Raw genomic sequence first — 14,547 nt, forward strand, 5'->3', positions numbered from 1 at the left:
ATGCCCCGCGCATGCCGTACTCGGGTCAGTCGGCGTCGCTGTGATCGTCCGGCCGCGCGATCGGCGCGACGGCGCCCGGATCGCGGAACAGGCTGACCTGGGCGATGCGCGGAGCCTCGTAGGCGAAGTCGATGAGCAGGCGCAGGCGCTGGCCGAGCACGGGCGCGATCCGCGCGAGCCGGCAGTAGCCCAGGGTGTTGCCCCAGGACAGGGTGCGCCAGGCGCTGCCGGTATGCAGCTGCACGCGCCAGGCGGCGATGTGCTGGCCATGGGCGATCGCCTCGGCGACGCGTATCACGTCGAAGCGCACCGGCGCGGGCAGGTAGAACTCGAGCCAACCGCTGCGCGCATCCGGATCCGCCTGCCAGTTGCGGTCGGGATCGGGATCGAGCACGGCTTCGGCATCACGTCCGCCACTGGCGCGCACCCGTGCGCCGCGCAGCAGGTCGTGCGCGAACAGCGCGGATTTGCGCGCGTGGAAGCCCTGCAGCGCCGCCACGTCAGGCGCATCGAGCAGGCCGTCGCGATTGGGCGGCACGTTCAGCAGCAGCTTGCTGTTGCGGCCGACCGAATTGAAATACAGGCCGAGCAGGTTCTCGGGCGTGCGCACCTTGTCGGATTCATGCGCGTGCCAGAACCAGCCCGGGCGGATCGACACGTCGGTCTCGGCAGGACGCCAGACCGCGCCGTCGGGGTCACCCTGCTGCAGCGCCTCGATCGTCCACGGATCGCCCGCCCCCGGCGCCGGCACACGCGCCGGATCCACCGGGCTCCAGTTGGTCGCGCCGGCGCTGCCGCTCTCGTTGCCCACCCAGCGCACGTCCGGGCCGGCGTCGGAAAACATCACCGCGTCCGGCTGCAGCCGGCGCACGGTGGCATGGATCCGCGGCCAGTCGTAGGTCTGGCGCTTGCCGTTCGGACCCTCGCCGTTGGCGCCGTCGAACCACACCTCCGAAAGCGGCCCGTAGTGGCCGAGCAGTTCGGTGAGCTGGGCGATGTAGATGTCGTTGTAGGCGCGGCCCTGGCCGTAGCTGGGGTGGTTGCGGTCCCAGGGCGAGAGGTAGAGGCCGGCGCGCAGGCCGGCGTCGCGGCAGGCGTCGACGAACTCGCGCACCAGGTCGCCTTTGCCATCGCGCCACGGGCTGGACGCCACCGAATGCGTGGTGGTCGCGCTGGGCCACAGGCAGAAGCCGTCGTGATGTTTCGCGGTGAGGACCAGGCTGCGGAATCCCGCGGCCTTCGCGACCTGCACCCATTGCCGCGCATCGAGCGCCGCGGGCGCGAACAGCTTGGGGTCCTCTTCGCCGGTGCCCCATTCGCGGTCGGTGAACGTGTTGATTCCGAAATGCACGAACAGCGAGAGTTCCTCGCGCTGCCAGGCCAGCTGCGCGGGCGACGGGCGCGGACGCGATCCGGCTTCCGCCGCGACCAGGGCACCGGCAGGCAGCGCGGACAGCGCCGTGGCCGACCCCGCCGCGCCCAGCGAAGCCAGGAAACGTCGCCGGTCGAGGACAAAACCGCTGCGGCTGGAATGATTCATGGGCAGTGTCTCTCGACAGCGTGGGTGGGCGTGGGGACGTGACGTCGCTCGCACGGCAGTTCCATGGTGCAGGACGCGCCGCCGCATGACAGCAACGCGCCGGCGCGCAGGCGCGCGCTCATGGCGCCGCCTGCATCGCGCCCGGCAGGCGGATCGCCCAGGCGTAGGCGCCTGCGGTGTCCTTGCGCACGTCTTCGGGCACATCGAGCACGGTCTTGTCGTTGTCGCGACGCCATGCCAGCGCGGCGTCGCTGCCCAGCACTGCGAGCTGCGTCCCTGCGCGCGGTGCCGGGCCGGGGATTTCGAGCTTCGCCGGCAGGCGTTTCTCCTTTGCATCCGGCAGGTAGATGGCATACACGTCGCCATTCTTCAGCCGCGTGTAGCGGAACTTGCCGGCGCGATAGGGCGCGACCGCGCGGCTGGCGTAGATCGCCTCGCCATTGACCTGCATCCACGCGCCGATCTCGCGCAGCCGCTGCACCGCTTCGTCAGGCAGCTGGCCATCGGGCTGCGGGCCCACGTTGAGCAGGTAGTTGCCGCCCTTGGCCACCACGTCGACCAGCATCTGCACCACCTGGCGTGCGGGCTTGTAGTTGTCGTTGGGGGTGTAGCTCCACGAGTCGCCCAGGGTCATGCAGGTTTCCCACGGGTACGGCAGCGGCTCGTCGGGGATCTTCTGCTCGGGCGTGCGGTAGTTTTCGTAGCGGCCGCCGACCGCGCGGTCGACCACGATCAGTCCGGGCTGGTTCCTGCGCGCCAACGCCGCCATGCCGGGCATGTCGATGTCCTGCGGCCACGGCACGCCGGCCGTGCCCTGCGCGATGTCGTCCATGGTGTCGCGTGCGCGCACCCAGCCGCCGTCCAGCCACAGGATGTCCAGCGCGCCGTAATCGCGGGTCAATTCGCCGATCTGCGCATGGGTGAACTTCACGAAGCGCTTCCACAGGTCCGGATGCTTGCGGGTGTCGTAGTTGTTGTGCCGATTGGGGGTGGCCCAGCGCGGCGACCAGTAGGCGTCGCTGTGCCAGTCGGGTTTGGAGAAATAGGCGCCGATGCCGAAACCCTGTGCACGGAAGGCATCGAACACTTCCTTGGCGACGTTCGCGCGCGGGTTGGTGTGGAACGGCACGTTCGGCGCGGTGATCCGGTAGTCGGTCTGGCGCGTGTCGAACATGGAAAATCCGTCGTGGTGCTTGGTGGTGAACACGACGTACTTCGTGCCAGCGTCCTTGGCGACGCGCGCCCAGGCGTCCGGGTCGAACTTCACGGGGTCGAACGTGGTCGGCAGTTGTTCGTATGCCTTGACGTAGCCGACGTAGTCGTCGACGTACCTGGCGGTGTGCTTGTTGCCCTTGGGCGGTCCGCACCAGCCCACGTCCTCGGAGCAGATCGACCACGACTCGACGATGCCCCACTGGCTGTACGGGCCCCAGTGCATCATGAAACCGAACTTCCAGTCCTGCCATTGCTCCAGCTTGCGCACGACCAGTGGATCGGTCTCGGGGACGTAGGGATGTTCTTCGTGCTGGGCGCGGGCGGGGTTGGCCGCCAGCAGCCCGAGCAGCAGTGTGGAAATACCCAACATCGTCTTCATCGTGGTCTCCGATTGCGTAGGAGCGGCGTCAGCCGCGAGCTTTCTGGCTTTCGTGCAGCGGGTCCGGTAAGGGTTCGCGACTGACGCCGCTCCTGCACGGGCGCGATGCGCGCTACTCGTTGCTTTCGATCGCCTTGACCTCTTCTTCGAACAGCGAGGCCGGGCGATCGAGCTCCAGCGCCACCACGGTCATGTCCGGATCCCAGGCGCGATCTGGCACGCGCAGGTAGAGCAGTCCCGGGACCTTGCTCCAGTCGTGCTTGCCGAGCACGCGGTGGCCGACCTCGGCATCGCCGCCCACCACGCGCGCGCGCAGCACCTTGTTGTCCAGGCCCTTGACCAGCAGTTCGCCGCTCGGGCGGCCGTCGACGAACAGGTACACGGTCCGGCGGTCCTTGGAGAGCGTGCTAGGCCCGTGGAAATGCGGCAGGCCGATGCCGGCCACGCTGCCGTAGATCGCCTCGGCATGCTTGTTGGTCCAGCGCCCCATCTTCTCCAGGATCTCGACCTGGCGTGGGTCGATGGTGCCGTCGGGTCTGGGGCCGATGTCGAGCAGCAGGTTGCCGCCCATGCCGATGGTATCGGCCAGGATGTGGATCAGCTGGTTGGCGTCCTTGTACTCGGTATCGCGCGGCTGGTACCCCCAGGACCGGTTCATGGTCAGGCACAGTTCCCACCAGCGCTCGGCCGGACGCAGCACCGGGACGCCCTGTTCGGGGGTGGCGTAATCGCCATGACCTTGCAGGCGCGAGTTGATGATCGCGGCCGGGTTGCGCGTCAGGATGTCGTGGCGCACCTGGTCCGCCTGCCATTCGGCCGCGCTGTGCTCCCAGTCGCCGTCGAACCAGTACAGGTCGGGGCGGTAGCGGGTGCCCAGATCGTCGATCTGCTCGCGCATGTAGCCAAGGTAGCGCTGCCAGCGTTGCGGTTCGCGCCTGAAGTCGTAGCGTTTGCGCTGGCGGGTGAACACGTCGTAATCGGCATACGACCAGTCCGGCAGCGAGTAATACAGCCCGACCTTGAGGCCGTCGGCGCGCAGCGCGTCGACGAAGGGGCCGACCAGGTCGCGCCCGGCCGGCGTATCGCGCACCACGTTGAGCCCCTGCCTGGAATCCCACAGCGCCACGCCGTCGTGGTGGCGCGTGGTCAGCACCGCATAGCGCGCGCCGGCGCGTTTGATCAGGTCCGCCCAGGCCCCGGGGTCGTAGCGGTCGGCGCGGAAGCCCTGCAGCTGTTTGAGATAGTCGGCGTGCGAGATCTTGCCGTTGAAGAACGACCAGGACTCATCGATCCCGTCCACCGCATAGATGCCCCAGTGGATGAACACGCCGAACTTGGCGTCGGCGAACCACTGCATGCGCTGGGCCCTGGCCTGCGCGGACTCGGCGGCGGTGGAGGAGGCGTCCGCAGTCCGGGCCGCCACCGGCGTGGGACCGCCCAGGGCGAGCAGCCCCGCCAGCAGGAGCGGAATGGGGCTCGGGATTGGGCGCGGGATCCGGAATGGGCGGCCTGGCATGCTTTCCCCTGTTTGGACTCTGGCCCATTGGTTGGACCAATGCTAACGTCCTCCCCGGCGCATGCAAGCCGTCGCGTCCCCCGGTTGCCCCCCGATTCCCCCTACGTCCCTCAGGAACCCCGAATGCCACAGCCCGCCCTGCGCCTGCTCGCCCTCGGACTGCTGGCCGCTGCAGTGGGCCTGGCCTGCAGCCGGACGCCGGAGCCGGAAGCCGAGCCTGCGCCCGTACCGGCATCGCCCGCAGCGTCCCCCGGTTCCACGGCCGCGGCGCACGGGAAGGAAACCTCCGCGCAGAAGGCCGAACGCCTGGCCTGGTGGACCGATGCCCGCTTCGGCCTGTTCATCCACTGGGGCCTGTACGCGGTGCCCGCGGGCGAATGGCAGGGCAAGCGCGGCTACGGGGAATGGATCATGGAGGAGGCGGACATCCCCAAGGCCGAATACGAACGGTTGGCGGAGCGCTTCAATCCGGTGAAGTACGACCCCGAGGCTTGGGCGCGCGCGGCGAAGGACGCCGGCATGAAATACGTGATCCTCACCAGCAAGCACCACGAAGGCTTCGCCATGTGGGACACGCAGGGCACCGACTACAACATCGCCCGGCGTACGCCGTACGGCAAGGGCGTGATCGAGCCGTTGGCCGAGGCCGCGCGCCGCCAGGGCCTGCACTTCGGCGTGTATTACTCGATCATGGACTGGCACGATCCGTCGCAGCGCGAGAGCAAGCCCGGTGCGCTCAATCCGACCCTGATCGATCCGGCGCAGAAGGCGCGTTACGTGCGCGACATGAAGACCGAACTGAGGGAACTGGTGGAACGGGCCGACGTCGACGTGCTGTGGTTCGACGGCGAATGGGTCGACTGGTGGACGCAGGAAGACGCGCGCGACCTCGAAGCCTTCCTGCGCGGGCTCAAGCCGGACATCATCATCAACAACCGCATCTTCAACTCGCGCGAAGGCAGCATGGCCGGCATCAGCCCGACCGGCATGCCGGGCGACTTCCACACTCCCGAGCAGGAAGTGCCGGCCAAGGGCCTCGGTCCCGGTAATTACTGGGAAAGCTGCATGACGATGAACCAGAAGTGGGGATTCGTGAACGACAGCGAGGCGGACTGGAAATCGACCGGCGTGCTGCTGCGGCACCTGATCGACAGCGCCAGCAAGGGTGGCAATTTCCTGCTCAACGTCGGGCCGACCGCTGAAGGAGAGTTCCCGCAGCGTGCTCTCCAGCGGATGGCGGGCATCGGCCGCTGGATGCAAATCAACGGGGAGGCCATCCATGGCACCTCGGCGACCCCGCTGGAACAGACGCCGGCCTGGGGCCGGATCACCCGCAAGCCGGCCGAAGGCGGCGCAGCGGAGCGGCTGTACCTGCACGTCTTCGACTGGCCGCGGGACGATGTGTTGCGGTTGCCGTTGGCGCAGGCGGTTTCCAGCGCCCGCCTGCTGGCGGATCCGGATGCGCGTATCGGGATCGATCAGGGCGACGGCGAGCTGCGCCTGCGCCTGCCGGCTGCGGCACCGGATCCCGAGGTCAGCGTCGTCCGCTTGGACCTGTCGCCATGAGCGATGCGCCGGATGAGGCGCCGCGCCCGGGGATGCGCCCGCTGCTCGAAATCGCAGCCAACTCGCTGGATTCGGCGCTCGCCGCGCAGGCGGGAGGCGCCGACCGGATCGAACTGTGCGCAGCGCTGGAAGTGGGCGGGCTGACCCCGTCGCCGGCCCTGGTCCTGCAGGTCCGCGAGCGGCTGCAGATCCCGGTCTACGTGCTGATCCGGCCGCGCGCCGGCGATTTCGCCTACAGCCCGTCCGAGCACGCGACCATGCTCGGCGACATCGCCTGGTGCCGCGCGGCCGGCTGCGACGGCGTGGTGACCGGCGCGCTGACCCCCGACGGGGATGTCGACACCGCGCGCTGCGGCGAGCTGGTCGCGGCGGCCGCTGGCCTGGGTGTCACCTTCCACCGCGCCATCGATGTCTGCCGCGATCCGGCGCAGGCGCTGGAAGCCATCATCGCGCTGGGCTGCGAACGCGTGCTCAGTTCCGGCGGCGCAGCCAGCGCGCCGGAGGGCGCGGCCAGGCTGCGCGCGCTGGTGGAGCAGGCCGGCGATCGCATCGTGCTGATGCCCGGCGCCGGGATCGACGAGAGCAACATCGCGCAACTCCTTCGCCTGACCGGTGCGCGCGAATTCCACGCGTCGGCCAAGCGCGTGCTGGCGTCGGCCATGCGCCATAGCAGCGCGGCCAGCCTCGGCATGGCAGCGGGCGAACTGCGCAGCGACGAGGACCAGGTGCGGCGCCTGGTCGCGGCATTGCGGCACGACGCGGTTGCGTAGACTGCGAATGGACACGACCCACGACACGATGAACAAGGCAATCCGCGAGCCCTTCCTGGCCACCGACATCGGCGGCACCCATGCCCGTCTGGCGCTGGTGCGCGCACGTGGAGATGGCGGCATCGAGATCGTCGACCAGCACAAATATCTGTGCGCCGACTTCCCGGGACTGGCGCCGATCCTGGCCGATTTCCTCGCCGGGCGTGGCGCGGTGGACGATGCGGCGATCGGCTGCGCCGGCATGCGCCGCGGCGACACCATCATCAGCCTCAACCTGCCCTGGCCGGTGTCGCTGCCGGAGGTCCGCGCGCTGGGCATCGCACGCGCCTGCGCGGTCAACGACTTCGTCGCCGTGGCCTATGCCACGCAGTGCATGGGCCCGGAGGACGGCGTCGCGCTGATGCCCGGAACGCTGTCCGCCGAGCCCGGGCCGGTGCTCGTGGTCGGTCCGGGCACTGGTTTCGGGGCGGCGCTACGGGTCCCGGTCGGCGACGGCTGGAAGGTGCTGCCCAGCGAAGCCGGGCAGGTATCGCTGGCGCCCGGTACCGCGCGCGAGCGTCAGGTGCTCGCGCGACTGCAGGGCGATGCCGGCTATGTCAGCGTCGAGCAGGCGGTGAGCGGGCCGGGCCTGTTGCGCCTGTACCGGACGCTGTGCGCGATCGAAGGCGTGGTGACGCGCTGCGCCACGCCGGCGGAAGTCGCCGACGCCGCGGGAGCGGGCAGCGACCCGCAGGCGGTCGAGGCCGTCGCACTGTTCTGCGCGCAGTTCGGCAGCCTGCTGGCCGACACGGTGCTGGTGACCGGTGCGACCCGGGTGTTCGTCGCCGGCGGGATCGTGACCAAGATCCAGGGCCTGCTGGAGCGCAGCGATTTCGCCGCACGCTTTCTCCACAAGGGCGAGATGCGGCGGGTGCTCGAACGGGTCCCGGTGCGGCTGATCGACCACCCACACAAGGGCGTGATCGGCGCGGCCAGCTGGTACCTGCAGCAGCGCGCGGCGTAACGCGCGCGGCGCAGGCCGCCGTCAGGCGGCCGCGCTGGTGCCGAGCAGGACCATCGCTTCCTCGTGCGTGGGCAATGCCGCGAACGAACCGTAGCGGGTCACCGCCAGCGCGCCGCAGGCCGACGCGTAGCGCAGCGCCTCCATGAGCCTGCCGGTATCGCCCAGGAAGGCGTCGAAGCCGTGCGCATCGACGGCTTCGCGCTGCAGCTGCACGAGCAGTCCGCCGATGAAGGCGTCGCCGGCCGCGGTGGTGTCCACGGCCTCGACCCGAACCGTCGGCAGTTGCCCGCGCTGGGCGCGCGTATACCAGCGGACCGGCGCCGCACCATCGGTGACCAGTACCAGCCGCGCGTGCTGCAGCAGCCGCGCGACGACGGCATCGGCCATCAGCCCGCCTTCGGCCTGCAGGAACTCCAGCTCCTCGCGCGCCAGCTTGACCAGGTCGGCGCCTTCGAGCGCCTGCCACAGCCGCGCCGGCACCGGCGCGGCGTCCGCCCACAGCGCCGGTCGCAGATTGAGGTCGATGCTGACCAGCGCACCGGCCGCGCGCGCGCGCCGCATCCCGGCCAGGGTCGCCGCGGCGATGCCCGGCTCGGTGAGACTGTTGCTGCACACGTGGAAGACGCCGGCTGCGGCAAAACAGGCTGGGTCGAAATCTGATTCTGAAAACAGCAGATCCGCCGCCGGCGGACGATAGAAGCTGAAGCTGCGCTCGCCATTGGCATCGAGCGATACGAACGCCAGCGCCGTGCGCGCACGGTCGGTGCGCCGCACGTAACGCGTGCCCGCGCCGGCTTCGCGCAGGCTATGCAGCAGGAAGTCGCCGAACATGTCCTCGCCGAGCATGCCGACGAATTCGCAGGTACCGCCCAGGCGCGCGACTGCGACCGCGGCGTTGGCCGGCGCGCCGCCTGCGAACTGGCGGAACACGCGCGCCTGTGTCGGATCCGGCACGGGCGCGGCCAGGAAATCGATCAATGCTTCGCCAAAGCAGACGATGGTGTTCATCCGTGAGCGTCCTGTTTGCTGCGGGTTTCGTGTTGGTATCGGGGCATGTCCGTGTAGGGCAGATCGGGATCAATCGGGACGTCAGCGAAAATCGGCATGGCAGCTGCTCTCGCGTTCGACCAGGCGCACCGGTGCGATCACCGGCGCGTGCGAGACGGCGCCGCCCGGTGCGACCTGCGCCAGCACGATCTGCGCAGCCTGCCGCCCGCGTTCGCGCGGGTCGGCGCACAACGTGGTGAGGGGCGGCATGCTGACCGCCGCCTCGGGGATGTCGTCGAAACCGGTCAGGGCGAAGTCGACCCCAGGCCGGCGGCCGTGGTGGGCCAGTCCGAGCATCAGGCCCAGGGCGACCGCGTCGTTGTAGCAGACCGCGGCGGTTGCGTCGGGCACCGCCGCGAACAGCGCCGCGGTGCGGGCGCAGGCGTCCAGGCGCGTGGGCGCGGATTCGATCATCCAGGCCGGATCAAGCGCGATGCCGGCAGCGGCCAACGCATCCTGATAGCCCAGACGCCGTTCGCGGCAGGAGCTCGAGTCCGCATGGCCGCCGAAAAACACGATCCTCCGGTGGCCACGCGCGAGCAGGTGTTCGGTGGCCAGGCGGGCGCCGCTGCGGTTGGCCAGGCCGAGGAAGTCGAACTGGAATCCGGTCGGAGCGGTGCCGCCCAGCGCCCGGTTGAACACCAGCAAGGGCGTGCGCGGGCCGAGCGCCGCAGCCACGCCGGCCGCGGTGCTGTCCTCGGCCGGCGACAGGATGATCGCGGCCGGGTGCTGCTGCACCAGTGACCCGAGCACGATCCGCTCCCGCTCCGCCGATTCGTTGCTGCAGCCGAGCAGGGTGACGTAGCCGCGCTCGCCGAGCGCTTCGTCCACGCCCGCGGCGAATTCGGCGAAGAACGGGTTCGACAGATCGTTGATCACCAGGGCCACGGTCGACGACACCCGCTGCCGCAGGTTGGCGGCGGCGCGGTTGTAGACGTAGCCCTGGCGCAGCATTTCCGCCTCGACCCGTGCGCGGGTCTCGGCGTGCACCAGCGGGCTGCCGCGCAGCACCAGCGAGACGGTCGCGCGCGACACGCCGCAGGCCTGGGCGACGTCGGTCAGCGTGACCCGGCGCGACCTGTGCAACGGCATTTCCCCGCTCCCCATTGCGCCCGTGTTGCACGGACGCTGTTGTCTGGCGCGCTCGCGGATCGCTTCATGTCAGGCTCGGCGCCGTGACGTGGCGCGTGCCGCCGGCGTCGGTGACGGCGTAGCTGAAGCCCTGCTGCAGCGCGTAGCCGCCGTAGCGCCCGTCTTGATGCAGGGCGATGAAAGCCATCTGCAGATCCTTGCGCGGCGGTCGATAGCGGCGCGCGATGCGCTCGACCGCTTCGCGGCAGGCGCCCTCGGGCGTGCGTCCCTGACGCATCAGTTCGACCACCGTGTGCGAGCCGCATATGCGCAGGCATTCCTCCCCCACGCCGGTGGCGGTGGCGGCGCCGACCTCGCCGTCGACGAACAGGCCTGCGCCGGAGATCGGCGAATCGCCCACGCGGCCACGCAGCTTGAAGGCCATGCCGCTGGTGGTGCAGGCACCGGCCAGATGGCGCGCGTGGTCCAGCGCCAGGATGCCGATGGTGTCGTGGTTGGCCTCGCCGGCGCCGGGCATGCGGTCGTGCGCGGGGGGGCGTTTGCCCATCTGCTCGATGTTCGGCTGCGGCTGGTACTCGGCGGTCTTGAGCCATTCGCGCCAGGCCTGCTCGGCGGCGGGCGTCAGCAGGTTCTGGCGCTCGAAGCCCTGGGCCAGGGCGAACTGCAGCGCGCCTTCGCCCACCAGCAGCACGTGCGGAGTGCGTTCCATCACCCGCCGCGCCACCGACACCGCATGCACGATGTCCTCCAGACAGGCGACCGATCCCAGGTTGCCCAGGTGGTCCATGACGCAGGCGTCCAGGGTCACGTGGCCATCGCGGTCCGGATAGCCGCCCAGGCCCACCGAATGGTTCTCGGGGTCGGCCTCGGGCACGCGCGCACCGGCCTCGACCGCGTCGAGCGCGCTGCCGCGCCGTTCCAGGATCTGCCAGGCAGCGGCATTGGCCGCTTCGCCGAAGTCCCAGGTGGACAGGACCATGGGTGCACCAGTCCCGCCCGCGCCTGCGTTTTTTTCCCCCGCGGGCAGGGTCGCGGCCGGGAGCCGTTCCGGCGCGATCCCGAGCGCGGCGGCGGAGAGCGCCAGCAGGCGCAGGAATTCGCGGCGAGGGTGCAAGGCGGGGTCTCCTCAAGACGGGCCGTGGTCCGACCAACTGCCCGTTCGCGCACGGTCGCGCCAGTCGGCGGACGGGTCAATCGATGTAAGCGATTTCATCACATTCGGCGGTTTAGATCGTTCTAATTTGCAAAGTGAATCACATTTTCATGAGATTTTAGCGATTAAGGTCTTCATCCAAGGAGGGCAGGCCCAGGCTATGCGGGCACGCCAATCGCATCACAGGCTGGACCTTTAAACCGATAGCCCTTGGGAGAGGACTCGACATGACCCGTTGCACGACGCCCAGCCGCAGCATTCTGGCGGCCGCCCTGGCCTTCGCGCTGAGCACGCCACTCATCGCCGCGGCGCAGGACCCGCAGACCCCGCCGGACGCCTCGACAGAAGAGGCCGATGCAGACCAGACCCCGGCCCCCGCCGAGGAGGCCACGACCCTCGACAACGTGGTGGTCACCGGTTCGCGCATCAAGCGCTCGGAAGTCGAAGGCCCGGCGCCGGTGACAGTGATCACCGGCGAGCAGATCCGCAAGGAGGGCTTCACCACGGTGTACGAGGCGCTGGGCTCGCTCACCGAGGTCACCGGCAACGTGCAGAACGACTACGACTGGGGCCAGAGCTCGGTCAACGCCAGCCCGCTCAACCTGCGCAACCTCGGCCCCGGCCGCAGCCTGCTGCTGATCAACGGCCATCGCGTGGCCGACTACCCGCTGCCCTACCAGGGCAAGAGCAACTTCGCCAACTACAACAACATCCCTACCGGGATCGTCGACCGCATCGAAGTGCTCTCCGGCGGCGCCTCGGCGATCTACGGTTCCGACGCGGTCGCCGGCGTGGTCAACATCATCCTGAAGAAGGACATCGAGGGCGACACCTTCCGCGCGCGCTGGGGCACCACCACCGAGGGCGGCCGCACCGTGCGCGATGCTTCCTGGTCCGGCGGCAAGAGCGGCGAGGACTGGAGCGTGACCTACAGCATGCAGTACTTCGACCGCGAGCCGTTGTGGGCGCACGACCGGCCTTGGATGGATTCGGAATTCGATGCGCCGCGGCGCACATGGGGTTACGGCGGCGTGCAGCAGGGCGTTGCGACCAACCTGCCCAGCACCGCCATCCGCCTGGTCGATGTCAATACCGGCGAGCGGCTTGCGCCGCCGCTGGATGCGTGCGAGCAGCACGACAACGACTTCTTCTACCAGCCCCGGATCCAGTACGACGACTTCACCGGCGCGGCGACCGATACCGGCGTGCAGTGCGGCCACCGCGCCGTGTTCGAGCATTGGACCCTGCGCAACGGCAGCGAGGACTTCTCGTTCTACCTGTACGGAACCAAGCAGTTCGGCAACGTCGAGGCCTGGGCGACCTATGGCTACTGGACCTCCACCGGCGAGAGCAACACCTTCATGCCTGCCTGGGGCAGCAACACGTTCTACGACCCGAACCTGGGCCGTTCGCTGTCGATGGTGCGCTATTTCTCGCCGAGCCAGATCGGCGGCGTCGACTACGCGCTAACCAAGTCGGAAGAGGTCAACTTCGACTTCCAGACCGGACTGCGTGGCACGATCTTCAACGACCGCTTCGATTGGGACCTGGCGGTCGGCCATGCCGAGTACTCGCTGCGCGAGCGCTTCCCGACCGCGCATGAAGCGCGCACCGCCGACTTCTTCCTCGGCCCGTCGCTCGGCACCGACCCGGGTACAGGTCTTTCGATCCATACTCCCGACTACGATCGGCTCTGGTATCCGATCACGCCCGAAGACTACCGCAGCTTCTTCGTGATGGGCGACAAGAAGGCGAAGACCTGGCTGACCCAGGCCAGCGCGGTGATCAGCGGCGATCTGTTCGAGGGCTGGGCGGGCCCGATCGGCTTCGCCGGCAGCCTGGAAGCGGCGAAGCAGGGTTACCGCCTCACACCCGACCCGAACACCTTGGGCACCAATCCGGCGTACTTCACTCCCTTTGGCAACATCGAGCAGGGCGGTGGCGAGCGCAAGCGCTATGCGGCGGGCGTGGAGTTCAAGATCCCGCTGCTGAAGAACCTGACCCTGTCCACCGCTGGTCGCTACGACCGCTACGACGCGGTCGCCGACGATGCGGCCACCACCTGGAACGCAGGCCTGGAATACCGTCCGTTCTCCAATCTGCTGCTGCGTGCCAGCTACGCCACCAGCTTCCGTGCGCCTGACATGCACTTCGTCTACGCCCAGCCCAGCGAAAGTGTGTTCGACCTGGTCGATTACCGGGCCTGCCTGTCGGATCCCAACCGGCAAAACCAGAGCATCTGCCAGGGCGGCGACGGCGATCCCTACCACGTCGACAACCCGACCATCGCGCGGCAAGGTACCGAGGATCTGCTATATGAGACCGGCGACTCGTTCACCTACGGCTTCGTCTGGGATGCGTTCGAGGGTTTCTCGCTCAGCGCCGATTACTGGCGCATCAACATCGAGAACGCGATCGACGACGTCAGCGCCGACGACGTGCTGCTGGACGAGGCTCTGTGCCTGGTGGACGGTGCCGAACGGCCCTCCGACAAGCCGGACCGCGCACCACCCAGCGACGCGCTGTGCGCACTGCAGATCGGCCGGGTGACGCGCGACGGGCCTGATCCGGACGGCGCGGGGCCGTTGCCACCGATGGTCACCCGGGTCGAGATCGGGCCGATCAACCGCGCCCAACAGGAGGTCAGCGGTTTCGACGTGGCCTCACGCTATCACTGGGAGACGGCCAACTGGGGCAGCTTCGACTTCGCGCTGAACTACACCCGGCAGTTGAGTAAAAAGGTCGCGCAGTTCCCGGGCGATCCCTTCGAGAACACCATCGACCAGGACGGGGACATCCGCTACCGCGGCCGCGCCAGCGCCACCTGGAATATCGACAAGTGGACCACGGTGCTGTACGCGGACTGGACCGCGGGCAAGCGCAGCGACCGCTACAACCAGTGCGCCGCGTTGCCCAGCGGCTTCCGTCCGGACGTGGGGACCGACTGCACGGACCTGCGCGTCAATGCGGACGGCGAGCGCAGCATCACCTACGGCCAGCAGAGCGAACTGGTGAAGTTCTACAACCAGGACCGGATTTACTGGAACGCCAGCGTCGGCTATCAGGCCAGCGACGCGCTGCGCCTGAACCTCTACGTCAACAACATCCTGGACGATCACTTCCAGGACAAGTGGTGCGGCGGGTTCGCCTACTGCGTCGCCAATCCAGTGGGCCGCGAAGTCGCGGCGGAGATCGTGTACAAGTTCGACTGAGGTTGCCACCGCTCGGTGGTCTGCGGCACAACACGAGCCCGGTGCAAGCCGGGC

At 68.8% G+C, this 14,547-nt stretch carries 10 protein-coding genes; 4 read left to right on the top strand and 6 right to left on the bottom strand.

The annotated features are described in order from the left end of the window. Positions 1-25: 25 nt before the first annotated feature. The 3 genes from MC375_RS05075 to MC375_RS05085 form a co-directional block, all read right to left on the bottom strand. Positions 26-1,540: an alpha-L-fucosidase gene (locus MC375_RS05075; protein ID WP_242102212.1), complete on the bottom strand. Its 1,515-nt coding sequence runs from the start codon at positions 1,538-1,540 to the stop codon at positions 26-28. A 118-nt stretch (positions 1,541-1,658) separates the two neighbouring features. After that, positions 1,659-3,134: an alpha-L-fucosidase gene (locus MC375_RS05080; protein ID WP_242102213.1), complete on the bottom strand. Its 1,476-nt coding sequence runs from the start codon at positions 3,132-3,134 to the stop codon at positions 1,659-1,661. Positions 3,135-3,246: 112 nt separating this feature from the next. Further along, on the bottom strand, positions 3,247-4,650 hold the full coding sequence (locus tag MC375_RS05085; protein ID WP_242102214.1) for an alpha-L-fucosidase: 1,404 nt from the start codon (positions 4,648-4,650) through the stop codon (positions 3,247-3,249). A 123-nt stretch (positions 4,651-4,773) separates the two neighbouring features. Between MC375_RS05085 and MC375_RS05090 the strand changes: the two genes are divergently transcribed. The 3 genes from MC375_RS05090 to MC375_RS05100 are packed head-to-tail and all read left to right on the top strand — an operon-like array spanning position 4,774 to position 7,989. Next, complete coding sequence (locus MC375_RS05090) at positions 4,774-6,216, top strand: alpha-L-fucosidase (RefSeq protein ID WP_242102215.1); 1,443 nt, start codon at positions 4,774-4,776, stop codon at positions 6,214-6,216. Next, entirely contained in the window at positions 6,213-6,986 is a 774-nt protein-coding gene (locus tag MC375_RS05095) for a copper homeostasis protein CutC (protein WP_242102216.1), read from the top strand. The genes MC375_RS05090 and MC375_RS05095 overlap by 4 nt, the downstream gene beginning before the upstream one ends. Before the next feature lie 28 nt (positions 6,987-7,014). Next, entirely contained in the window at positions 7,015-7,989 is a 975-nt protein-coding gene (locus MC375_RS05100) for a glucokinase (RefSeq protein ID WP_242102217.1), read from the top strand. A 21-nt stretch (positions 7,990-8,010) separates the two neighbouring features. On the opposite strand, the gene MC375_RS05105 is transcribed toward MC375_RS05100, so the two are convergent. From MC375_RS05105 to MC375_RS05115, 3 genes are all read right to left on the bottom strand, one after another. After that, positions 8,011-8,997: a carbohydrate kinase gene (locus tag MC375_RS05105; protein ID WP_242102218.1), complete on the bottom strand. Its 987-nt coding sequence runs from the start codon at positions 8,995-8,997 to the stop codon at positions 8,011-8,013. Between the two features lie 81 nt (positions 8,998-9,078). Further along, positions 9,079-10,128: a LacI family DNA-binding transcriptional regulator gene (locus MC375_RS05110; protein ID WP_242102219.1), complete on the bottom strand. Its 1,050-nt coding sequence runs from the start codon at positions 10,126-10,128 to the stop codon at positions 9,079-9,081. 64 nt (positions 10,129-10,192) lie between these two features. Beyond that, positions 10,193-11,242, bottom strand: coding sequence for a N(4)-(beta-N-acetylglucosaminyl)-L-asparaginase (locus tag MC375_RS05115; protein WP_242102220.1), 1,050 nt, complete (start codon positions 11,240-11,242; stop codon positions 10,193-10,195). Positions 11,243-11,508: 266 nt separating this feature from the next. Here MC375_RS05115 and MC375_RS05120 point away from each other — a divergent pair, with 266 nt between their 5' ends. Beyond that, positions 11,509-14,493 carry a TonB-dependent receptor gene (locus MC375_RS05120; RefSeq protein ID WP_242102221.1) on the top strand — a complete coding sequence of 995 codons (2,985 nt, stop codon included), beginning with the start codon at positions 11,509-11,511 and terminating at the stop codon, positions 14,491-14,493. The last annotated feature ends 54 nt before the right edge of the window (positions 14,494-14,547 follow it).

This window comes from Lysobacter sp. M2-1 (genome assembly GCF_022662495.1).
Classification (GTDB): Bacteria; Pseudomonadota; Gammaproteobacteria; order Xanthomonadales; family Xanthomonadaceae; genus JAKPBU01.

Bases quoted from the DNA above. Each gene is read 5' to 3' on its own strand.
- MC375_RS05075 (WP_242102212.1), bottom strand. From the start codon at position 1,540: ATGAATCATTCCAGCCGCAGCGGTTTTGTCCTCGACCGGCGACGTTTC.
- MC375_RS05080 (WP_242102213.1), bottom strand. From the start codon at position 3,134: ATGAAGACGATGTTGGGTATTTCCACACTGCTGCTCGGGCTGCTGGCG.
- MC375_RS05085 (WP_242102214.1), bottom strand. From the start codon at position 4,650: ATGCCAGGCCGCCCATTCCGGATCCCGCGCCCAATCCCGAGCCCCATT.
- MC375_RS05090 (WP_242102215.1), top strand. From the start codon at position 4,774: ATGCCACAGCCCGCCCTGCGCCTGCTCGCCCTCGGACTGCTGGCCGCT.
- MC375_RS05095 (WP_242102216.1), top strand. From the start codon at position 6,213: ATGAGCGATGCGCCGGATGAGGCGCCGCGCCCGGGGATGCGCCCGCTG.
- MC375_RS05100 (WP_242102217.1), top strand. From the start codon at position 7,015: ATGAACAAGGCAATCCGCGAGCCCTTCCTGGCCACCGACATCGGCGGC.
- MC375_RS05105 (WP_242102218.1), bottom strand. From the start codon at position 8,997: ATGAACACCATCGTCTGCTTTGGCGAAGCATTGATCGATTTCCTGGCC.
- MC375_RS05110 (WP_242102219.1), bottom strand. From the start codon at position 10,128: ATGCCGTTGCACAGGTCGCGCCGGGTCACGCTGACCGACGTCGCCCAG.
- MC375_RS05120 (WP_242102221.1), top strand. From the start codon at position 11,509: ATGACCCGTTGCACGACGCCCAGCCGCAGCATTCTGGCGGCCGCCCTG.